Source organism: Rhodobacter sp. NSM (genome assembly GCF_052244495.1).
Taxonomy (GTDB): Bacteria; Pseudomonadota; Alphaproteobacteria; order Rhodobacterales; family Rhodobacteraceae; genus Cereibacter_A.
Map to the genome: position 1 here is coordinate 35,858 of NZ_JBQPXH010000007.1, position 20,761 is coordinate 56,618.

General features: G+C 67.1%; 17 protein-coding genes and 1 pseudogene. 13 read left to right on the forward strand and 5 right to left on the reverse strand.

The features are described from left to right. The first annotated feature begins 124 nt into the window (after window positions 1–124). The 4 genes and pseudogenes from ACTVZP_RS14420 to pflA all read left to right on the forward strand — a co-directional run bounded on the left by ACTVZP_RS14420 (window position 125) and on the right by pflA (window position 4,764). Complete coding sequence (locus tag ACTVZP_RS14420; protein WP_443212853.1) at window positions 125–466, forward strand: helix-turn-helix domain-containing protein; 342 nt, start codon at window positions 125–127, stop codon at window positions 464–466. Between the two features lie 198 nt (window positions 467–664). Continuing rightward, window positions 665–1,172: pseudogene (locus ACTVZP_RS14425) on the forward strand (IS5 family transposase); the annotation flags it as partial. Between the two features lie 523 nt (window positions 1,173–1,695). Continuing rightward, entirely contained in the window at window positions 1,696–3,963 is a 2,268-nt protein-coding gene (gene pflB / locus ACTVZP_RS14430) for a formate C-acetyltransferase (RefSeq protein WP_443212854.1), read from the forward strand. Window positions 3,964–3,972: 9 nt separating this feature from the next. After that, window positions 3,973–4,764, forward strand: a complete 792-nt coding sequence (gene pflA / locus ACTVZP_RS14435; RefSeq protein ID WP_443212856.1) for a pyruvate formate-lyase-activating protein — start codon at window positions 3,973–3,975, stop codon at window positions 4,762–4,764. A gap of 367 nt (window positions 4,765–5,131) precedes the next feature. Here the strand turns inward: pflA and ACTVZP_RS14440 are convergent, their stop codons facing one another. Then, window positions 5,132–5,857 (reverse strand): GntR family transcriptional regulator, encoded by a 726-nt coding sequence (locus ACTVZP_RS14440; protein WP_443212857.1) that lies wholly within the window; start codon window positions 5,855–5,857, stop codon window positions 5,132–5,134. 126 nt (window positions 5,858–5,983) lie between these two features. Here ACTVZP_RS14440 and dctP point away from each other — a divergent pair, with 126 nt between their 5' ends. The 9 genes from dctP (at window position 5,984) to ACTVZP_RS14485 (ending at window position 17,583) form a co-directional block, all read left to right on the forward strand. Further along, the gene (gene dctP, locus ACTVZP_RS14445) at window positions 5,984–7,009 is read left to right on the forward strand and encodes a TRAP transporter substrate-binding protein DctP (RefSeq protein WP_443212858.1); all 1,026 of its coding nucleotides are present in this window, start codon (window positions 5,984–5,986) and stop codon (window positions 7,007–7,009) included. A gap of 61 nt (window positions 7,010–7,070) precedes the next feature. Next, window positions 7,071–7,592 carry a TRAP transporter small permease subunit gene (locus ACTVZP_RS14450; RefSeq protein WP_443212859.1) on the forward strand — a complete coding sequence of 174 codons (522 nt, stop codon included), beginning with the start codon at window positions 7,071–7,073 and terminating at the stop codon, window positions 7,590–7,592. Continuing rightward, window positions 7,582–8,898: a TRAP transporter large permease gene (locus ACTVZP_RS14455; protein ID WP_443212860.1), complete on the forward strand. Its 1,317-nt coding sequence runs from the start codon at window positions 7,582–7,584 to the stop codon at window positions 8,896–8,898. Before ACTVZP_RS14450 ends, ACTVZP_RS14455 begins: the two co-directional genes overlap by 11 nt. 9 nt (window positions 8,899–8,907) lie before the next feature. After that, entirely contained in the window at window positions 8,908–9,075 is a 168-nt protein-coding gene (locus tag ACTVZP_RS14460) for a hypothetical protein (RefSeq protein ID WP_443212861.1), read from the forward strand. 5 nt (window positions 9,076–9,080) lie between these two features. Then, window positions 9,081–10,814 carry an L-arabinonate dehydratase gene (araD, locus tag ACTVZP_RS14465; RefSeq protein WP_443212862.1) on the forward strand — a complete coding sequence of 578 codons (1,734 nt, stop codon included), beginning with the start codon at window positions 9,081–9,083 and terminating at the stop codon, window positions 10,812–10,814. 8 nt (window positions 10,815–10,822) lie between these two features. Next, a complete protein-coding gene (locus tag ACTVZP_RS14470) occupies window positions 10,823–11,548 on the forward strand; it encodes a ribonuclease activity regulator RraA (RefSeq protein ID WP_443212863.1) in 726 nt (241 codons plus the stop codon). Window positions 11,549–11,564: 16 nt separating this feature from the next. After that, complete coding sequence (locus ACTVZP_RS14475; protein ID WP_443212864.1) at window positions 11,565–13,076, forward strand: aldehyde dehydrogenase (NADP(+)); 1,512 nt, start codon at window positions 11,565–11,567, stop codon at window positions 13,074–13,076. A 608-nt stretch (window positions 13,077–13,684) separates the two neighbouring features. Beyond that, window positions 13,685–15,199 carry an ATPase domain-containing protein gene (locus ACTVZP_RS14480; protein ID WP_443212865.1) on the forward strand — a complete coding sequence of 505 codons (1,515 nt, stop codon included), beginning with the start codon at window positions 13,685–13,687 and terminating at the stop codon, window positions 15,197–15,199. Next, complete coding sequence (locus tag ACTVZP_RS14485) at window positions 15,196–17,583, forward strand: PAS domain-containing protein (protein WP_443212866.1); 2,388 nt, start codon at window positions 15,196–15,198, stop codon at window positions 17,581–17,583. Before ACTVZP_RS14480 ends, ACTVZP_RS14485 begins: the two co-directional genes overlap by 4 nt. Window positions 17,584–17,742: 159 nt before the next feature. Here the strand turns inward: ACTVZP_RS14485 and ACTVZP_RS14490 are convergent, their stop codons facing one another. The 4 genes from ACTVZP_RS14490 to ACTVZP_RS14505 are packed head-to-tail and all read right to left on the reverse strand — an operon-like array spanning window position 17,743 to window position 20,756. Next, window positions 17,743–18,576, reverse strand: a complete 834-nt coding sequence (locus ACTVZP_RS14490; RefSeq protein ID WP_443212867.1) for a sulfite exporter TauE/SafE family protein — start codon at window positions 18,574–18,576, stop codon at window positions 17,743–17,745. Beyond that, the gene (locus ACTVZP_RS14495; protein ID WP_443212868.1) at window positions 18,576–19,439 is read right to left on the reverse strand and encodes an NAD(P)-dependent oxidoreductase; all 864 of its coding nucleotides are present in this window, start codon (window positions 19,437–19,439) and stop codon (window positions 18,576–18,578) included. The genes ACTVZP_RS14490 and ACTVZP_RS14495 overlap by 1 nt, the downstream gene beginning before the upstream one ends. Before the next feature lies 1 nt (window position 19,440). Further along, window positions 19,441–20,049 carry an RraA family protein gene (locus ACTVZP_RS14500; protein ID WP_443212869.1) on the reverse strand — a complete coding sequence of 203 codons (609 nt, stop codon included), beginning with the start codon at window positions 20,047–20,049 and terminating at the stop codon, window positions 19,441–19,443. A gap of 8 nt (window positions 20,050–20,057) precedes the next feature. After that, window positions 20,058–20,756 carry a fumarylacetoacetate hydrolase family protein gene (locus tag ACTVZP_RS14505; protein ID WP_443212870.1) on the reverse strand — a complete coding sequence of 233 codons (699 nt, stop codon included), beginning with the start codon at window positions 20,754–20,756 and terminating at the stop codon, window positions 20,058–20,060. Window positions 20,757–20,761 lie beyond the last annotated feature (5 nt).

The following is a 20,761-nucleotide window of genomic DNA, read 5'->3' on the forward strand; positions in this document are numbered from 1 at the left end:
GGCGAGGGGTGCGCAGGAGCATGCGTGCGATTGCCCGGCTGGGCGTGGCAACCAGAAGCTGCAACAAGGCGGCAGAATGCAACGTCCATCCTCTGCGAGAGGCAGGCCAACCGGAAGTCAGAGAATGACTCATCCCGTAGATCTCGAGGTCGGCCGCCGCATCAGACACCGCAGATGGATGCGTGGCATGTCGCAGCAGCAGCTCGCGCAGGCGATCGGCATCAGGTTTCAGCAGGTCCAGAAATACGAGGCCGGAGAGAACCGCGTGAGTGCCTCGCGGCTCTGGGACATCTCGCTGGCGCTCGAGGCACCGGTCGGCTTCTTCTTTGGCGAGGAGGTCGTCTCACTCCCCTCCGAGCTCGATCGGGAGGCTGCGGACCTCGTGCGCCACTTCCTCGCGATCCCGGCGACGAAACGGCGGGGACTCTTGGACCTCGCCCTTTCGCTCGGTGAAACGAGCTGCTGAAGAACATGCGGAGGTGGCCCTGACCCCCAGCAGTAGCGACTGCCTTTCCGTAGACGGGGTGATTGTAGCAGCGCGATCTTGGCCTCACGCTTCTGTTATCATCATCATGGAGGAAGTCATGGGCTACCATGCCGGGGCTCTGTTTCACAAAGCTCGCGGGCGATTCACCTCAAGCGTCCAGCGTCATAGCTGAAGGGCATGAGCAGACGGACACCCCCGACCTGCAAGATCAGGAACTGGCGGGCCTGTAACGAGGCGCTCAAGCGCCGGAGCTCGCTGACGATCTGGTTCGTTCCCGAGATGACGTGGGAGGCCAGGCCGACCGGCAAGCAGGGACGGCAGCGCACCTGCAGCGACGCTGCGATCCAGTCCTGCCTGACGATGAAAGGGCTGTTCGGCATGGCACTCAGGCAGACGGCGGGCTTCGTCGAGAGCGTTCTGCAGTTGAGCGGGCTCGACTGGTCAGTGCCGGATTTCAGCATGCTGTCGCGCCGCCAGAAGACCCTGGCCGTGAACATCTCGCATCGTGGCTCGGACGGGCCGCTGCACCTTTCCGATCGACAGCACCGGGACCAGGGTTGAGGGTGAAGGCGAGTGGAATGCCCGCAAGCATGGCGGCTCCAAACGCCGCATCTGGCGCAAGGTTCACCTCGGGATCGATGAAGAAACACTGGAAATCCGGGCGGTCGTGTTCACCGGCAGCGATAGGCGGGTTGCCGAGCTTCAGGTTCGTCTAGCCAACGGTCTCACCGCGCTCGGCAGACCCGTAACCGAGGCCGTGGGATAAGTGTGTCCGGGGAAAGGAGTAGCTCCGTCTTCAGCGGCTTTGTGCAGCAGAGCCGGGCAGAAGCCTCTTCTGCCCTGCGAAGAATCCCCGCGGGCGGAAAGGGTCTGGCCCGCAAGGAAGTGTCGAGCGAGGGCTGCTGGCCGAAACAATGCTGCGGCGCGTCATATCTGATCGCTTCTGGCCTGGCTCAAGCAACATTCTTGTCATTCCGTAACTGCAAACCCGTCAAGATCCAGCATTCAACCCTTTGAAACAAAGCTGTTTTCTGGCTTCCTCGCGCGCCGCGTCGCGTTGCCATCGCGCGCTTTTGCGCGTTTGGTTCGGTCGGAAGATCCTTTTGCCGAGCCGCCCGAAGCCGCTGCCCGGACGCCCCGACGAGATGATCTTCCGCCCTTCTATTTTCAGGCCGCAGGCATCCCGACCCGCGGAAGAGGATCGCCCCATGAATGCCCTCACCCACGCCCCGTTCAGCAACGCCGTTACCGATCCCTGGGACGGGTTCACGACAGGCACCTGGCGCGACAGCATCGACGTACGCGGCTTCATTCAGGAGAACTACACGCCCTGGCTCGGGGATGCCGCCTTTCTTGCCGGGCCGACGGCGCGGACCCGGAACCTCTGGGCGCGAGTCGCGGATCTGCTGAAGCTCGAACGGGAGAAGGGTGTCCTCGACGTCTCGAGCGACCGGGCCTCCACCATCACCGCGCATGATGCGGGCTACATCGACCGAGAGAACGAACTGATCGTCGGACTTCAAACGGACGCGCCCCTGAAACGCGCGATCATGCCGAACGGCGGCCTCAGGATGGTCGAGGGCGGGCTCGAGGCCTACGGGTTCAGCCCGGATGCCACCGTCTCGGAGATATGGACGAAGTATCGCAAGAGCCACAACCAGGGCGTCTTCGATACCTATTCGCCCGACATCATCGCGGCCCGCAAGTCCGGCATCATCACCGGCCTGCCCGACGCCTATGGCCGCGGCCGGATCATCGGCGATTATCGTCGCGTGGCGCTCTACGGCATCGACCGGCTGAAGGCCGCCAAGCAGGCCGAGTTTCATGCGCTCGACGACGCCGTGTTCGACGAGGACACCTTGCGCCTGCGCGAGGAGCTTTCCGAGCAGTTCCGCGCGCTGGAAGAGCTGCGGGAGATGGGGCGCAAGTACGGCGTCGATCTTTCCGGCCCCGCCGCCACGGCACAGGAGGCGGTGCAGGCGACCTATCTCGGCTACCTTGCGGCGGTCAAGGAACAGAACGGCGCCGCGATGTCATTGGGCCGGGTCTCGACCTTCCTCGACATCTACTTCGAGAGGGACCTTGCGGCGGGAAGGCTGACGGAGCCTGCGGCGCAAGAACTGTTCGACGATCTCGTCATCAAGCTGCGGATCATCCGCTTCCTGCGCACGCCCGACTATGACGAGCTGTTCTCGGGTGACCCGACGTGGGTGACAGAAGCCATCGGCGGCATGGGCGAGGACGGGCGCACGCTCGTCACCAAGAGCTCCTTCCGGGTTCTGCAGACGCTCTACAACCTCGGCCCCGCGCCCGAGCCGAACCTCACCGTGCTCTGGTCGGTTCGCCTGCCGCGCGGGTTCAAGGATTTCTGCGCGAGGCTCTCGAGGGATACCTCGGCCATCCAGTACGAGAACGACGACCTGATGCGGCCGAAATGGGGCGACGACTACGGCATCGCCTGCTGCGTATCGGCCATGCGGATCGGCAAGCAGATGCAGTTCTTCGGCGCGCGCGCAAACCTCGCGAAGGCGTTGCTCTATGCGATCAACGGCGGAGTGGACGAGATCTCGGGCAAGAAGGTCGCCGACGGGCTGGAGCCGATCACCGCCGAGGTGCTCGACTACGACGAGGTGATCGACAGGTTCGAACGCGCGATGGACTGGCTCGCGAGGACCTATGTGAAGGCCCTGAACGCGATCCACTACATGCACGACAAGTATGCCTATGAGCGGATCGAGATGGCGCTGCACGACCGCGACGTGCTGCGGACCATGGCTACGGGCATCGCGGGACTTTCGATCGTGGCGGACTCGCTCTCGGCGATTCGCCATGCGCGGGTGAAGGTGATCCGCAACGCGGCGGGCCTTGCGGTCGACTACGAGATCGAGGGCGACTATCCGGCCTTCGGCAACAACGACGACCGCGTGGATGCGATCGCCGTCTGGGTGACGCAGACCTTCATGAAGAAGGTGGCGGGCCAGCCCTGCTTCTACCGCAATGCCACGCCGACGCAGTCGATCCTGACCATCACCTCGAACGTGGTCTACGGCAAGAAGACCGGCAACACCCCCGACGGCCGGCGTGCCGGCGCGCCCTTTGCACCCGGCGCGAACCCGATGAACGGTCGCGATCGGAAGGGGTTCGTGGCGGCGGGGGCCTCGGTCGCCAAGCTGCCTTACGACACGGCGCTCGACGGCATCTCCTGGACAGCCAGCGCCACGCCCGGCTCGATGGGCCACACGGCGGCCGAGCAGGTCGCGAACCTCTCGAACTGCCTCGACGGGTTCTGCATGGCCGGCGGATTCCACGTCAACGTCAACATGCTGACCCGCGAGACCCTCGAAAGGGCGATGGACCATCCCGAGGATTTCCCGCAACTGACCGTGCGGGTCTCGGGATATGCGGTGAACTTCGTGAAGCTGACCCGCGCCCAGCAGATCGACGTCATCAGCCGCACCTTCCACGCAGGCATGTGAGGCCCGGGCATGACCGTCCATCTCCCTCCTCCCCGATCTGCAGGCGCGGTCCGTGCCCCGCGCGGCAGCGGCTGCCGGGGCTTCCTGCATTCACTGGAGACCGGCGCGGCGGTGGACGGACCCGGCATGCGCGTCGTGTTCTTCCTGTCGGGCTGCCAGTTCCGCTGCCTCTACTGCCACAATCCCGATACCTGGAAGCTGCACGCCGGACGACCCGTCGGCGTCGAGGATCTGCTGGCCGAGGTTGCGCCCTATGCAGGCTTCCTGAAGTTTGCCGGAGGCGTGACCTTCTCCGGAGGCGAACCCCTGGTGCAGGCGGAATTCGTCGGCGAGGTGGCGCGTGCGGTGAAGGAGCGGTTCGGGTTGCACATCGCGCTCGACACTCAGGGTCATCTGCATGATCGGGTGGAGGATGCGTGGTTCGACGCGATCGACCTCGTGATGCTCGACATCAAGCACATCGACCCTGAGCGCCATCGGGCACTCACCTCGCAGCCACTTCAGCCGACGCTGGACTGTGCCGAACGCATGGTGCGGCTCGGCAAGCGGATGCGCATCCGTTGCGTGCTGGTGCCCGGCTGGAGCGACGGACCGGAAGAGCTGGGCCGGATGGCGGACTACGTTGCAGGTCTCGGGCCCGCGGTCGAACTTGTGGAGGTGCTTCCCTTCCATCAGCTCGGCAGGTCCAAATGGGAGAGGCTCGGCCTCCCCTACCGGCTTGCCGACACACGGACACCCTTCCCCGAGGAGGCCGAGGCCGCCCGCGACATCTTTCGCGCCCGAGGGCTTTCTGCCTGCTGACCCGATGAAATCGGGCGAAGGCAGCCTGCATCTGCGGCAACGGGCACAAATGCCCGCCGCCCGGATCAGCGACACTCGGGGCCGCGCGATGGCTTCAGCGATGAGGAGTGCCTCGATGCCCTGCGCCAACGCCCGCACCGGCCGAGGGGTTGTCCGTGCTGCACGATCACCGGCCGCCCCGCGTGCGAGGTCAGGACCTCCGCGCCTGTCTGCCATGCCCGGCGAACACGGGCTTCCGTCAGCGCCCGGACGGATCCACGTCGTCGAAGGCCTCCGGCGAAGCCGGGTCGGCAATGAAGGCAGATGGTCCGGTTGAAGGGCAGTCCGGAACGACCAGACAGGCATCTTCCGTCGGGACATGCCCCTGTCAGAAGTAGTCGGGGTGGCGTGCCTTGATCTGCTCGACGGTAGCCAGCGTCCCCGACAGATGTCCTCGGACGGCAGCAGTGGCCGCGTCGAGATCGCCGGCTTCTATGGCCGAGATGATCTGGCGGTGCGCCGAGAGGATCGCATCCGGCTTGCCGGCATCGGGCAGGTTCAGGTTGCGCAAGCGGTCGATATGTCCTGACCGGGCCGTCACGAGGTCCCAGAGCCTCGAAACGCCAGCGGCTTCGCAAAGCGACTGATGGAAGATGCGGTCGAGTCGCGCGAACCGGTCCATGTCGTGCTCGGCCAGCGCCGTCTCGCCGAGACTCAGCACCCTGCGGGCCAGGCGCAGCTGCTCGGCGTCGCCCGCCTCCACCAGACGCCGCGTCACCTCCAGCTCGATGGAGAGCCGGAGGAACTGCGTCTCCCGCGCCTGTTCGACATCGATGCGGGCGACCTCGGTCCTCGACTGCGGATAGACGACGAGCAGACCCTCCTCCTCGAGCTTGAGCATCGCATCGCGCACCGGCGTCTGGCTGACGCGAAAGAGGTCGGCAATCTCGGCGCGGGACAGGTTCTGGCCCGGCACGAGGTCCAGTGACACGATGCGCTCGCGCAGCGCGTCGTGAACCTGCTGGCTCGCCGACAGCCGCCGCAGGCGGAGCGGTCGCACTGCCGCATCGTTATGCCCGAGATCGCTGATCTGCTCTGCCACGCTGCCGCCCATCGGATCCCTCTGCCGCTTCCGCACCACACAAAGCCTACACTGAGCTTGCCGATCATACACTAATATATTAGTGTTCGAGTTGTCGCGGGGCAGAGGAGGTCCCGCCTGATTCTCAGGGAGGAAAAAATGCAGTTTTCCAGAACGGCCGCTCTGGCCGCGTCCGTCTGCGCGCTGGCGGGTGCGGCCCATGCAGAGACGCTGAACATCCAGACCTCGTTCAACGCGGGTGACTTCTCGACCCAATACCTGACCGAGACGTGGCTTCCGAAGATCTCCGAGATGACCGAAGGCCGGATCGAGATCGTGCTGACGCCCTCCGGCTCGGTCGTGCCGTCAAAGGAAACTCCAGAGGCGGTGGCCGCGGGTGTGCTGGACGGCGATTTCACCTCGGTGAACTACTTCTCGGGCTTGGAACCCGCCTACGCGATCATGGGCGACCTGATCTCGGGCTACGACAGGCCCGAACAGATGCTGGGCTTCTGCAAGGACGGCGGCGGCGAGGCGGTTATGCAGAAGGCGGCCAACGCGGTGACGGATGGCGAGGTTCAGGTGGTGGCCTGCGGCCCCTATTCCAAGGAGTCGCTTCCGGCGCGCACGCCGATCCGCAGCTTCGAGGATCTCGCGGGCAAGAAGATCCGCTCGCCCGAAGGTCTGGCCGCTGCCGTGTTCGAGGCCGCCGGTGCCTCGCCGGTCTCGATCCCGTTCTCCGAAGTCTACGGGGCGCTGGAAAAGGGTATCGTCGATGCCGCAGATGCTTCGGCCTATGTCAACAACGACGCGACAGGCATGCATGACGTAGCGCCCTATCCACTTTACCCGGGCATCCATTCCATGCCCTCGATGCAGTTCACCATCAACAAGGAGCGGTGGGAGTCGATCTCGGCCGAGGACCGGACGGCCCTGCGCGACTGGTGGTACGATGCGATGTATGCCATGGCCGCCGAGGTGACGCGCCTTGATGCCGAACTCGCTGCACGCGACGACGCGGGCGACAAGATCGAGGTGATCGACTGGCCGCAGGAAGACCGCGACCAACTGCGCGAAGTGGCGCGGAAGCAGTGGGAAGCCTATGCGCAGAAATCCGAGCTGGCGCAGGAAGCGCTGGACGCCAACATCGCCTACATGACCGAGATCGGCCTCTTCCAGAACTGAGGCCGATTGCCGGGCGCCGCCCATGCTGCGGCGCCCTTCCCCCTCCATCCGGTGAGACGCGATGAAACGCCTTCTCGCCCGTTATGCCGATGCCATGGACCGCGCGAGCGTCTTCATCGGACAGGGCTGCTCCGTTCTCTTCTTCGCCTGCATCGCGGTCTCGGCGCTCGAGGTCGTGTTGCGCTACGGCTTCGACAGCCCGACGACCTGGTCGGTCGAGGTCGCCATGATGCTCTGCGCCACCGCCTGGGTGCTCTCGGTCGGGTTCGTGACCGAGCGTCATCGGCACATCTCGATCACCATGCTGGAACTCGTCGTCGGCCCGCGCGTGTGGCGCATCTTCCGCCTGCTGCAGATGATCATCTCGTTCGGCGCGGTCTTCGTGCTGACCATGGCCCTTTGGGGGCCGGCGATGAAGGTTCTCCGCCGCACCGAATATTCCGGCACCGCCATGAACTCGATCCAGCCGACGCTCCTCAAGCTGCTGATCGTCGTGGGCTGCGTGCTCTACCTCATGCAGCTGCTGGCGAACCTGATCCGTTGGGTGCAGCACACCGAAAAGGACGTCTCCGGTGGGCATTGAAGTCATCACCTTCCTGATCGTCGCCGCCCTTCTCGCGCTGATGGCGATCGGCGTGCCGCTCGGCATCACCACCCTCACCGTGTCGCTCGGCACGGCGATCCTCTACTTCGGAGAGCGCGCAGGCTTCTTCATCGTCGCCGCCAACGTCTCGGAAGTGCTGCACAAGTACGAACTGATCGCCGTTCCCTTCTTCGTCTTCATGGCCAATGTGCTCGAGCGGTCGGGCATCGCGAGGTCGCTCTTCGATTCGATGGCGATCATGGGCGGGCGGTTCCGCGGCTCTGTCGCGGTGCAGACCTGCATCGTGGCTGTGGTGCTGGCCGCCATGTCCGGGATCATGGGCGGCGAGATCGTCATGCTCGGCCTGATCGCGCTGCCGCAGATGCTGCGGCTGGGCTACGACCGCAAGCTCTCGATCGGCATCATCTGCGCGGCGGGGGCGCTGGCCACGCTGATCCCGCCCTCGGTCGTGCTGATCGTCTACGGGCTGGCGGCGCAGGTCTCGATCACCAAGCTCTTCGCGGCTTCCGCCGTGCCGGGGCTGCTGCTCGCCACGCTCTACATCACCTATATCCTGGCCCGGGTGCGGATGAACCCGGCGATGGCGCCGATCTACGACATCCCCGAGACGGGCCTGCCCTTCCTCAAGCGGCTGAAGTTCCTCAAGGGCGTGATCCTGCCGGGCATCCTGATCGGCGCCGTGCTCGGCGTGATCTACTCGGGCATCGCCACCGTGACGGAAGCTGCGGCCGTCGGCGCCGTGGGCGCGCTGGTCGTGGCCGCGGTCCGCAAGGAGCTGAGCTGGCGGATGTCGCGCGACGCGATGCGCCAGACCGTGCTGACCGTCGGCTCCATCATCTGGCTGGTGCTGGGCGCCGTGTCGCTGATCGGGATCTACAACCGGATCGGCGGCGGCGAATTCCTGCGCGGCGTGCTGACCGACCTGAACATCGCGCCGATCTGGGTGATCGTGGTGATGATGCTGATCGTGATGGTGCTGGGCACCTTCCTCGAATGGATCGCGATCATCTTCATCACGGTTCCGATCTTCGCGCCGGTGGTGGTTGACCTCGGCTTCGACCCGATCTGGTTCGGCGTGCTCTTCGCCATGAACATCCAGATCTACTACCTCTCGCCACCCTTCGGTCCGGCCTGCTTCTTCCTGAAGTCGGTAGCGCCGAAGGACATCGCCTTGCAGGAGATCTTCGCCGCCGTGCTGCCCTTCATCGCGCTGCAGGCGGTGGGGCTGTTCCTCGTCCTGTTCATCCCGGAGCTCGCGCTCTGGCTGCCCTCGATGCTCGAGTGAGGTGACACCATGAAGATGACCGACGACGAACTCACGCGCCAGGAAGAGGACCTCGCCGCTCCCTCCTACGAAGCCGAGGAGCAGCGCGATCGCCACGACTTCGGCAACTCGCCCGAGGTCGCAGGGGCGGTCCTGACGCTCGTGCTCACCTGGCTTCTCTTCGCCTTCACCGGATAAGGACCATGACCCGAAAAGATGCAAGCGACCTGCGCTCGGCGCGCTGGTTCGCCCCCGACGACCTCCGCAGCTTCGGCCACCGCTCGCGCATGATGCAGCTCGGCTACTCCGAGGAGGATTTCCGCAACAGGCCGGTGATCGGCATCCTGAACACCTGGTCGGAGCTCAACACCTGCCATTCGCATTTCCGCGAGCGGGCGCAGGACGTGAAGCGCGGCGTCCTGCAGGCGGGCGGCTTTGCTGTCGAGATGCCGTCGCTGTCGGTGGACGAGAGCTTCACCAAGCCGACCTCGATGCTCTACCGCAACATGCTGGCGATGGAGACAGAGGAGATGATCCGCTCGCACCCGCTCGACGGTGTGGTGCTGATGGGGGGCTGCGACAAGACCACGCCGGGCCTCGTCATGGGGGCGCTGAGCGCGGGCGTGCCGATGATCTACCTGCCCGCGGGGCCCATGCTGCGCGGCAACTACGCCGGCAAGATCCTGGGCTCGGGCTCGGACGCGTGGAAATACTGGGACGAGCGGCGGGCGGGCAATATCTCGGACGCCGAGTGGCTGGGCATTCAGGGCGGCATCGCCCGCTCGGCCGGGGTGTGCATGACGATGGGCACGGCCTCGACCATGACGGCCATCGCGGATGCCATGGGGCTGACGCTGCCCGGCGCCTCCTCGATCCCGGCGGTGGACGCAAACCACCAGCGCATGTCGGCCGACTGCGGCCGCCGCATCGTCGAGATGGTGTGGGAAGACCTGACCCCCGGCAAGGTCGTGACCGGCGCCGCCTGCCGCAACGCGGCCATCGTCGCGATGGCGACGGGCTGCTCTACGAACGCCGTGGTCCACCTGATCGCCATGGCACGGCGCGCAGGCGTGAAGCTGACGCTCGACGATCTCGACGCGCTCGGCCGCGTCACGCCGCTGATCGCCAACGTCCGGCCCTCGGGCAAGGACTACCTGATGGAGGATTTCTACTATGCCGGCGGCCTGCGCGCGCTGATGAAGCAGATCGGGGACCGGCTCGATCTGACCGCGCTCACCGTCACCGGGCGCACGATGGGCGAGAACCTGGAAGGCGCGCAGGTCTGGAATGAGGACGTGATCCGGCCGCTCACGAACCCGGTCCATGCCGAGGGATCGCTCGCCGTGCTGCGCGGCAACCTTTGCCCCGACGGGGCGGTGATCAAGCCCGCCGCCTGCGACCCGAAATACCACGTCCACGAAGGCCCGGCGCTGGTCTTCGACAGCTACCCCGAGATGAAGAAGGCGGTGGATGACGAGAGCCTCGACATCACCCCCGACCACGTCATGGTCCTGCGCAACGCAGGCCCTCTGGGCGGTCCGGGCTTCCCCGAGTGGGGGATGCTGCCGATCCCCAAGGCGCTGATCCGGCAAGGTCACCGCGACATGCTGCGGATCTCGGACGCGCGGATGTCGGGCACCTCCTACGGTGCCTGCGTGCTGCATGTGGCGCCGGAATCCTTCATCGGCGGCCCTCTCGCGCTGCTTCGCACCGGCGACACCGTGCGGCTCGACCTGCCGGCCCGGCGGCTCGACATGCTGGTGGACGAGGACGAGCTTGCCCGCCGCCGCGCCGCGTGGCAGGCGCCCGAGCCGCGGTTCGAGCGCGGATGGGGATGGATGTTCTCGCGCCACGTCACGCAGGCCGACCAGGGCTGCGACTTCGACTTCCTCCAGACCGATTTCGGCCGAAAGGCCAGTGAACCCGACATCTTCTGAGGCACCCGATGACCGACCACACCCTCTCCGACGAGACCCGCGCCAGGCTGAAGGCGGTCTCGACCGCTTCGGTCGCGACCGCGCTCTACAAGCGGGGGCTGCGCAACCAGTTCATCCAGGGCGTGGCGCCCGTGGCCCCCAAGGCCGAGACGATGGTGGGGCAGGCCTTCACCCTGCGCTACATCCCCGCGCGCGAGGATCGCAACCCGATCACCGTCTTCCGCAACGAGGACCATCCCCAGCGCGTGGCGATCGAGACCTGCCCGCCCGGCTGGGTGCTGGTGATGGATGCGCGGAAGGACGCCCGTGCCGCCACCGCCGGGTCGATCCTGATCACCCGCCTCGCGCTGAGGGGTGCGGCGGGGGTGGTCTCGGACGGCGGCTTCCGCGACGCGAAGGGCATCGGCGCCCTCGATATGCCCTCCTATTGCGCGAAGCCCTCGGCGCCCACCAACCTCACGCTGCACGAGGCACTCGACATCAACGTGCCGATCGCCTGCGGCGATGTGGCGGTGTTTCCGGGCGACGTGATGGTGGGCGACCGCGACGGCGTGATGGTGATCCCCGTACATCTCGCGGACGAGATTGCCGAGGAATGCACCGGCATGGAGAGCTTCGAGGATTTCGTTCTGGAAGAGGTAAGGGCTGGAACTCCGATCATCGGGCTCTATCCCTGCACGAGGGACGAGCATCAGCAGAAATACCAGGAGTGGCGGAAGAAGACCGGCCGCTGACAGGAAAGGCAGAGACATGAGCTTCACCCCCCACGGCAAGCACCTCATCGCGGGCGACTGGATCGGCAGCGACCGAACCTTCCAGAGCGAACCCGCGAGCGGCGAGGGCCATGCGTTCTCGGTCGGCACCGTAGATCTGGTGGACCGCGCCTGCGAGGAGGCCGAGGAGGCGTTCTGGTCCTATGGCTACTCGACGCGCGAGGACCGCGCGGCCTTCCTCGAGACCATCGCCGACGAGATCGAGGCGCGCGCCGAGGCCATCACCGAGATCGGCAGCGCCGAGACCGGCCTGCCGCCGGCCCGCCTCCAGGGCGAGCGGGGGCGCACGGTGGGCCAGCTGCGGCTGTTTGCGGACCACATCCGCAAGGGCGACTACCTCGACCGGCGCCAGGATGCGGCGCTGCCCGACCGCCAGCCGCTGCCGCGCCCCGACCTGCGGATGATGCAGCGGCCGATCGGCCCGGTCGCGGTCTTCGGCGCGTCGAACTTCCCCTTGGCTTTCTCGGTCGCAGGCGGCGACACGGCTGCGGCGCTGGCCGCGGGCTGCCCGGTGGTGGTCAAGGGCCATTCCGCCCACCCCGGCACCGGCGAGATCGTCGCCGAAGCGGTGCATGCCGCCGTGCAAGCGCACGGGCTGCATCCGGGGGTCTTCAGCCTCGTGCAGGGCGGTCGGCGCGACGTGGGGCAGGCGCTGGTCCAGCACCCGCGGATCAAGGCGGTGGGCTTCACCGGCTCGCTCGCGGGGGGCCGCGCGCTCTACGACCTCTGCGCGTCCCGGCCCGAGCCGATCCCGTTCTTCGGCGAGCTCGGCTCGGTCAACCCGATGTTCCTGCTTCCGCAGGCGATGGCCGCGCGCGGCGGCGAGATCGCCAGCGGCTGGGCCGCCTCGCTGACCATGGGCGCGGGGCAGTTCTGCACAAACCCGGGCATCGCGGTCGTGTTGGAGACCCAGGCCGAAGCACTGGGGCGTGCGACGGTCGGGGCGCTTGCCTCGGTGGGAGAGCAGGTGATGCTGACCGACGGCATCGCCTCGGCCTACCGCGAGGGGGTGGCGCGCATCGGCGGCGGGACGGGGGTGCGCGATCTCGTGACCTCGGTCTGCGACCGGCGCAACGCGGCGCCGGCGCTCTTCGTGGTGACAGGGCAGCAGTGGCTCGACGATCACGGCCTTGCCGAAGAAGTCTTCGGCCCGCTCGGCCTGATCGTGACCGTCGCCGACGCGGAAGAGATGATCGGCCTCGCCCGGAGTTTCGCGGGCCAGCTGACCGCGACCCTGCACATGGATGCGGCCGATGCCGATCTCGCGCGTCGCCTTCTGCCGATCCTCGAGCGCAAGGCCGGGCGCGTCCTCGCGAACGGCTTCCCGACCGGCGTCGAGGTGGCGGATGCGATGGTTCACGGCGGCCCCTATCCCGCCTCGACCAACTTCGGCGCAACCTCGGTCGGAACGCTGTCGATCCGCCGGTTCCTGCGCCCGGTCTGCTACCAGAACATCCCGGCTGCTCTCCTGCCGGAGGATCTGGCCTGAAACGATCACGGTCACGGCCCGGAGGCGCAGCAAGCCGCCGGGCCGCATGCGCCGTCCGGTCCTTGCCGAATGACGCCACCCTTGCGGCGCGGCCGGCGCCCACTCTGGATCTAGCCGGGATGCGCGGCGCGGCGCATTCCTTCCCGACGATCAGGAACGGGGGTCCGGCTTCGCAACCCGGTGCTCCTCGTCCGAGAAGCCGCCCGTGCAGCAGCGGCCGGCGACGTGCAGGCTCGTCCGGGCGCGTTCCGTCATCTCGTCATCGTTCCCTTCAATGGCCGCGCCGGCGGCCCGCACTGCTCGGGTCGCCGATCACCTTGAAGATCCGTCCACCCCGGCCGGGGGTGCACGGAGGGACGACGCGCATCGGCGAAGGCGCGATGAGCGGCAGAGGAAGGCGGCCGGTCCCTGGCGGCCTTCCGCGCCTCTTGTCCGCGGGGTTCGCCCGCACCCCTCGCATTGAGCGCCAGATCCGGGCAGGATACACTTGACGCTGCACCGAATTGATTAGGTTATAAAACTGGCAGAAACCCCTTCCGCCTGATACCTCTTGCGTGATGGCTGGAAGCATCGACCCGCAAGCACTGACCGCAGTACAGAGGCAAGCAATGGATACGGTCGCGAGCAATCCCCAAAGCCGGATCTCCACCGGCACGTCGGGTCTGGATGAAGTCCTTCGAGGCGGGTTGACGCCGAGCCGCCTCTATCTCGTCGAAGGAACACCCGGTTCGGGCAAGACGACGCTGGGCCTGAAGTTCCTGATCGAGGGTCGCAACCGCGGCGAAACAGGCCTCTACATCACGCTGTCCGAAACGGAGGACGAACTGCGGGCGGTGGCCCGTTCGCATGGCTGGACACTCGACGGCATTCAGCTTTTTGAGATGGTGGCCGAGGCCGAATTCGGGGCGGAGAATGACCAGTCTCTCCTGCATCCGAGCGAGGTCGAACTGGGCGAGACGGTCCGCGGCGTGATCGAGCGCGTCGAGCAGACCAACCCCCTGCACGTCGTGCTCGACAGCCTGTCCGAGCTTCGCCTGCTGGCGCAGAACCCCCTGCGCTACCGCCGCCAGATCCTCGCGCTGAAGCATTTCTTCGCGCGCCGAAACTGCACCGTTCTGGTGCTGGACGACCGGACCGCCGATCCCGGTGACCTCCAGTTGCACTCCATCGCGCATGGCGTGATCTCGCTCGAGCAGTTCGCCAACGATTTCGGCGCCGAACGGCGGCGCCTGAGGATCGTGAAGATGCGCGGAATGAAATATCGCGGCGGCTTTCACGACTTCACCATCGAAAAGGGCGGGCTCGAGGTCTATCCCAGGCTGGTGGCCGCGGATCATGGCCGCGACTTCGCGTCGGAAGTCGTGAGCACCGGGCTTCCAGGGCTGGATGCGCTGCTCGGCTCCGGGCTCACTCCCGGCACCAACGCGTTGCTGATCGGCCCTGCGGGAGTGGGCAAGACCACCACGGCGGTGCAATGCCTGCTCGCGGCGCTCGGACGAGGCCAGAGCGCGGCCTATTTCCTCTTCGACGAACGCCTTGCCACGTTGATGATGCGCTCTAGGACGTTGGGGATGGACCTGCAGCCCTACATCGACGAAGGCCGGCTGACGATCCGCCAGGTCGATCCGGCAGAGCTGTCTCCCGGCGAGTTCGCCAGCGCGGTGCGCTCCGCCGTCGAGGATTCCGGGGCGGGCATGGTCGTGATCGACAGCCTGAACGCCTACCTGCATTCGATGCCGAGCGACAACTTCCTCGTGCTGCAGATTCACGAACTTCTGAGCTACCTCGCACAACAGGGGGTCGTGTCGCTCCTCGTGCTCGGGCAGCACGGCATCATGGGCGACCTGCGTAGCGACATCGACATCAGCTTTCTTGCCGATACCGTGATGCTGATGCGCTTCTTCGAGGCCGAGGGACAATTGCGGAAGTCGATCGCGGTGTTGAAGACCCGCACCACGGATCACGAACGCACCATCCGCGAATTCAGGATCGACCGGTCCGGCATCAGTATAGGCGAGCCGATCAGCAGCTTCAGCGGCATCCTGTCGGGAAATCCCGTCTATTCCCGCAGCGACGACACGCTGATGCCGATACGTCGGTCGGGCGAAGGAGAGGGGAAGTGAGCGAAGGGCATCTGCGGAGTTCCTCGTCCGGCGGAGACGAGGACGACGTCCGCGATGCCGTTGCCATTCTGGCGCCCTACGGACGCGATGCGACCGTGGCCGGCGGCCTTCTGGCGCGGGACGGGGTCCGGACCATCCTTGCGATCTCGCCCGATGATCTGGCCGGGCTCGTGCGCCGGCAGGTGGGCGCGGTTCTCGCCACCGAAGAGGCGCTGAGCACGCCCGACCTGCCCATGCTCGAGGATGCCCTGGCCAGTCAGCCCGCCTGGTCGGACCTTCCCTTCATCGTGCTCGCGAATGCCACGGCCGGGACGCGCTCGCCCGAGGCCCGCCGGCGGATGGACAATCTGGGCAATGCGGTGCTGCTCTCGCGGCCGCTGCACTCGGAGGAGCTCCTGCGGGCCGTCCGCTCGGCGCTGAAGGCTCGGGCCCGGCAGCACGAGGCGCGCGAGCGGATGGAGGAACTGCTGCTCCGCGAGGGACAGGTCCGCGACAGCGAGGCAAAGTTCCACGCCATCGCGAACACGGTCGACCAGATGATCTGGTCGACCCTGCCCGACGGCTACCACGACTATTACAACGCGCGCTGGTACGAATTCACGGGCGTGCCCGAAGGCTCGACGGACGGAGAGGCCTGGAACGGGATGTTCCACCCCGACGACCGGGAGCGCGCCTGGGCGGCCTGGCACCGCTCCCTCGCGAGCGGCGAGCCCTACGAGATCGAATATCGTCTCCGGCACCGGTCGGGCGCGTATCGGTGGGTGCTGGGACGCGCTCAGGCCGCCCGCGACAGTCGCGGCCGCATCGTCAGGTGGTACGGCTCCTGCACCGACATCCACGACGAGGTGACGGCGCGCGAGGCAAAGGTCCACGACCTGACCCGCCAGCGGGACCAGGCCTGGAACCTGTCGCTCGACCTGATGGCCGTGGTATCGGCGGATGGGACGCTCGCCGTGGTGAACGAGGCCTGGACGCGCATTCTGGGATGGCAGGCGCACCAGATGCTCGACCGCCCGCTGACCTCCTTCGTCCATCCCGACGATGCCGCCGAGGCCGGGCGCGTGTTCGCTTCCGCGGCAGTCTCGCCCCTCACCGACCCCTTCGAATGCCGCCTCCGGCACCGGGACGACGGCTATCGCTGGTTTGCGTGGACGGCCTCGGGTCATGACGGGAAGATCTTCGCGGCCGGGCGCGACGTGACCGAGCGGCGCGCGCGGGACGCAGCGCTCGCGACTGCAGAGGCGGCCCTGCGCCAGAGCCAGAAGCTCGAGATGATCGGGCAGCTGACGGGTGGCATCGCGCATGACTACAACAACCTGTTGATGGCCATCCGATCGAGCATCGAGATCGCGATCCGCCGGCTTCCGCCCGGTCATGACACGCTGCGGTTCCTGCACAACGCCATCGCCGCGACCGAGCGCGGCGCTGGTCTGACCCAGCGGATGCTGGCTTTTGCCCGCAAGCAGGACCTTCACGTCGGGGTCCTCGAGTTCGGTCAGGTGCTGCCCGGCCTTCGCGACCTGCTGCAGAGATCGCTCGGCCCCCAGATCGAGATCGTCATCGAGATCCCCGAGACGCTTCCGAAGGTGCGGGCGGACACCAACCAGCTGGAAATGGCACTTCTGAACCTCGCCCTGAACGGCCGCGACGCGATGGAGGGCGACGGCCGTCTGACCATCGGCGCGCGCGCCGTGGACGAGACGGCAGCCGCTGACCTCGCGCCGGGGTCCTATCTCGAGATCTGGGTGACCGATACGGGTGGCGGCATGGACGAGGCCACGCTCGCCCGCGCCATGGAGCCGTTCTTCACGACGAAGGGCGTGGGCAAGGGGACGGGTCTCGGGCTGTCGATGATCCACGGGCTCGCGAAACAGTCGGGCGGCTCCTTCCGCCTCGAAAGCCGCCCCCGGGCGGGCACGACCGCCTTCATCTACCTGCCCGTCTTCCACGAGCCGGAGCGGCCCGAGCCGGTAGCCCCACCCGTCCCCATGGTGGCCGATCCGGCGCGGAAACCGCGGCATCGGCTGACCATCCTCACCGTCGACGACGACATCCTTGTCTCGATGGGAACGGTGGGCATGCTCGAGGAACTCGGCCACGAGGTGATCGAGGCCCATTCCGGCGCGGAGGCTCTGGAAGCGATGCGCGAGCGCGACGACATCGACCTTCTGATCACCGATCAGGCGATGCCCCGGATGACCGGCAACGAGCTTGCGCGGCAGGTCCACGAGATGCGTCCGGACCTGCCGATCGTCCTCGCCACCGGATATGCCGAGCTACCGGGGGGCATGGCGAGCTGCATCACGGCGAAGCTCGACAAGCCCTTCTCGGATGCAGCGCTCGCGCGGCTGCTGTCAGAGCTGTTTCATCTGGTGGACAGCTGACCCCGGCGGAACCCACGGATCCTCGCATCGTCTGTTCCCGCAAGGCGGCAGCAGGCTGACGGGCAACCCGAGCCCGGAGTGCTTCGACCTAACGCAGCGGGCCATGTGCGTCCCGCTCGATCGCGGCGAGGTGCCGGGCGCCGCCTGCACCGTTCGGGATCAGGGATCCGCAAGCACCATCGCCGCGAGAAAGCGTGCGCAGACGATCAGGAGGAAGCAGCCGAAGGCCCGTTCCAGCGATTTCTTGGACAGCCGGTGCGCCAGCGCAACTCCGAGGCGCGCGGTCAGCATCGAGGTGGGAATGGTCAAAAGGAAGGCGGCGGTGGAGACAAAGCCCAAGGCATCCGGGGGCAGGCCGGGCTGACCCCAGCCCGCGATCATGTAGCCCAGCGTGCCCGGTATCGCGATCAGCACGCCCACTCCCGCTGCAGTCGATACTGCGCGGTGGATCGTAACGCCGTGCAACGTGAGGATCAGGCTCGAGATCGCTCCGCCGCCGATGCCCATGAGGGCCGAGACCAGCCCGATGACCGCGCCATAGGCGCGCATCACCGCGCGGCCCGGAAGACCCTCGCCGAGGCGCCAGCCGCCCCCTGTGAGGAGCTTGGTGGAAATCACCAGCGCCACGCCGACGAAGACGCCCTGAAACACCTTCGGCGGTGCGACGCTGGCCAGAGCCGATCCGATGGCGACCCCGACGAGGATCGGCAGCGCCCACAGCTTCAGCAGATCGATATCCACTGTTCCGCGCTGCATGTGCGCCCGGGCCGAGACGATCGAGGTTGGCACGATCACCGCGAGCGAGGTGCCGACGGCGAGCGGCATGGCCACCTCCGGCGGGTGGCCGATGAGCCGGAAGACCTCGAAGAAGACGGGGACCGAGATCGCCCCGCCGCCGATCCCGAAGAGCCCGGCGAGAAAGCCTGTCAGCGCACCCGCAGCCGCGAGGGCCGCGATCAGCGCCGCGATCGTGCCGGAGGAGAGCAGCTCCATCAGTCCAGCGCCACCCGCCTCGCGAGGCTCGCACCATCGAGCGCGCCGAGACCTGCATCCAGCGCAGCGCGATACCGGGCCTCGGCCGCGCGGGCGAGCGGAAGCTCCGCCCCCTCGGCGGCCGCGAGGACGAGCGCCAGGTGCAGGTCCTTCGAGAGGCCGGCGATGTCGAAGGTTCCCAACTGGTCCGAGCCGAGAAGCGTGTCGACCACCACCTGTGCCCGGGTCTTCAGGACCGCCGGCCCGGCGGAACTTTCGGCCATCAGGCTTATCGCCAGATCGGGCTGGATGCCCGCGCCGCGCAGCAGCGCGAGGCTCTCGCCCAGCGTCTGCCAGTAGAGTGCGAGCGGCAGGTTCACGGCGAGCTTCATGCGCGCCGCAGCGCCCACCGGGCCCATATGCTCCACCCGGCGGCAGAGATGGTCGAGCACCGGACGCGCGCGGGCAAGGTGCTCCTCGGCTCCGCCTGCGAAGCCCAGAAGCTGCCCCTTCAGCGCGGGCGCCACCGTTCCGCCGACCGGACAGTGGAGGAAGGAGGCACCCGCAGCCATCGCCTGGGCTTCCAGCGCCTCGGCCTGCTCCGGCAGCAGCGTGGACATCTCGACCACCAGCCGCCCGTCGAGCGCGGGCCCCATGCCGTCCAGCACCGATGCCGAGGCCGGAGCATCGGTCAGCGACAGAAGGATCAGGTCGCTTTGGGCGAGGTCCGGCAGAGACACCGCCTCTGCGCCCGCTTCGACGGCCGCTGCCTTCCGGTCGGGGTTGCGGTTCCAGACACGCACCCGATGACCCGTTTCGCAAAGACGCCGGGCGAAGGCCGTGCCCATACGCCCGGTGCCGGCTATGGCGACCGTCTCGATCATGTCAAACCTCCTTCATCAGGCCCAGTATCGACAGCGTCGTCTCGCCTCCTGCAATGCGGCGCTTCATCTCCTCCTCGCGCGCGGCGCGTTCGCGGCCTGCGGCAAGCGCCGCTTCCGCATCGCCCCTCGGAAGGATCAGAACGGCATCCGCATCCGCGACCACCACGTCCCCCGGCGCCACGGTCGCGCGCCCGAAGTCCAGAACGCAGCCTGTCTCGCCCCGGTCGGTCTTGCTCGTGCCACGAATGTCGAGGCCGCGGGCGAAAACCGGAAAGCCCGCGGCCGCGATCTGCGCACTGTCGCGCACCGCACCGTCGATCACCAGCCCCGCGATCCCGCGCGACCGGCAGGAGAGCGCCATGATTTCGCCGAAGGGCCCGCTCTCGAGGCTGCCGCCATAGTCGACCACCAGCACCTCGCCCGGCTGCGCCGCGGCCATCGCGCGGTGAAGCGCGAGATTGTCGCCCGGCCGGCAGCGCACCGTGAAGGCGGGTCCGGCCAGGGCCATCCCGTGCGAGAGCGGTCGGAGCGGCAGACCCGGCAGCCGGGCCGGAGGCCAGGCCTCGGCCAGAGTGGCGGTGCCGAGCGCGAGGAGGTCTGCCGGGGTCACGGGCGGCCTCAGGCCGCTCGCGACCCGACGCGCACCTGCATCGGCTCCAGCCCCTCCATGCTGCAATCGAGCACGTCGCCGGTCACGACCGCCCCCACTCCGGCCGGTGTCCCGGTCATGATGATGTCGCCCGGCTCGAGCCGGTGCTGCTCGGACAGCTTCGCGATGATCTCGTCCACCTTCCAGATCATCAGCCCGATGTCGGCGTCCTGCTTCACCTCTCCGTTGACCGCCAGCCGCAGCTGGCCGGAGGTGAGCACTCCGCAATCCTCGACCCGCGTGATCGGGCCGATCGGCGCCGAGAGGTCGAAGGCCTTCGTCACCTCCCAGGGCAGGCCCTTCTCGAGCACGCCCTTCTGGTGGTCGCGCCGCGTCATGTCGAGGCCCACCGCATAGCCGTAGATGTGGCTCGCCGCCTCGGAGACGGAAATGTTGTAGCCGCCCGATTTCAGCGCCACCACGAGTTCGCATTCGTAGTGGAAGTTCTCGGTGAAGACGGGATAGGGGATCTCGCCCCCGTTCGTCACCACCGCATCGGCGGGCTTCATGAAGATCACCGGCGGGTCGCGCTCGTCCGCGTTCATCTCGCGGATGTGGGCGACGTAGTTCTTGCCGATGCAGTAGACGCGGCGCACCGGATACTTCTCGTCGCTGCCGACGACATCGAGCCGGGCCTGCGCCACTGCAGGTAGAACATAGTCCGCCATCGTTT

What these genes read in the sequence shown, in the direction of transcription:
- ACTVZP_RS14420 (WP_443212853.1), top strand. Translation starts at nt 125, where the DNA reads ATGACTCATCCCGTAGATCTCGAGGTCGGCCGCCGCATCAGACACCGC.
- pflB (WP_443212854.1), top strand. Translation starts at nt 1,696, where the DNA reads ATGAATGCCCTCACCCACGCCCCGTTCAGCAACGCCGTTACCGATCCC.
- pflA (WP_443212856.1), top strand. Translation starts at nt 3,973, where the DNA reads ATGACCGTCCATCTCCCTCCTCCCCGATCTGCAGGCGCGGTCCGTGCC.
- ACTVZP_RS14440 (WP_443212857.1), bottom strand. Translation starts at nt 5,857, where the DNA reads ATGGGCGGCAGCGTGGCAGAGCAGATCAGCGATCTCGGGCATAACGAT.
- dctP (WP_443212858.1), top strand. Translation starts at nt 5,984, where the DNA reads ATGCAGTTTTCCAGAACGGCCGCTCTGGCCGCGTCCGTCTGCGCGCTG.
- ACTVZP_RS14450 (WP_443212859.1), top strand. Translation starts at nt 7,071, where the DNA reads ATGAAACGCCTTCTCGCCCGTTATGCCGATGCCATGGACCGCGCGAGC.
- ACTVZP_RS14460 (WP_443212861.1), top strand. Translation starts at nt 8,908, where the DNA reads ATGAAGATGACCGACGACGAACTCACGCGCCAGGAAGAGGACCTCGCC.
- araD (WP_443212862.1), top strand. Translation starts at nt 9,081, where the DNA reads ATGACCCGAAAAGATGCAAGCGACCTGCGCTCGGCGCGCTGGTTCGCC.
- ACTVZP_RS14470 (WP_443212863.1), top strand. Translation starts at nt 10,823, where the DNA reads ATGACCGACCACACCCTCTCCGACGAGACCCGCGCCAGGCTGAAGGCG.
- ACTVZP_RS14475 (WP_443212864.1), top strand. Translation starts at nt 11,565, where the DNA reads ATGAGCTTCACCCCCCACGGCAAGCACCTCATCGCGGGCGACTGGATC.
- ACTVZP_RS14480 (WP_443212865.1), top strand. Translation starts at nt 13,685, where the DNA reads ATGGATACGGTCGCGAGCAATCCCCAAAGCCGGATCTCCACCGGCACG.
- ACTVZP_RS14490 (WP_443212867.1), bottom strand. Translation starts at nt 18,576, where the DNA reads ATGGAGCTGCTCTCCTCCGGCACGATCGCGGCGCTGATCGCGGCCCTC.
- ACTVZP_RS14495 (WP_443212868.1), bottom strand. Translation starts at nt 19,439, where the DNA reads ATGATCGAGACGGTCGCCATAGCCGGCACCGGGCGTATGGGCACGGCC.
- ACTVZP_RS14505 (WP_443212870.1), bottom strand. Translation starts at nt 20,756, where the DNA reads ATGGCGGACTATGTTCTACCTGCAGTGGCGCAGGCCCGGCTCGATGTC.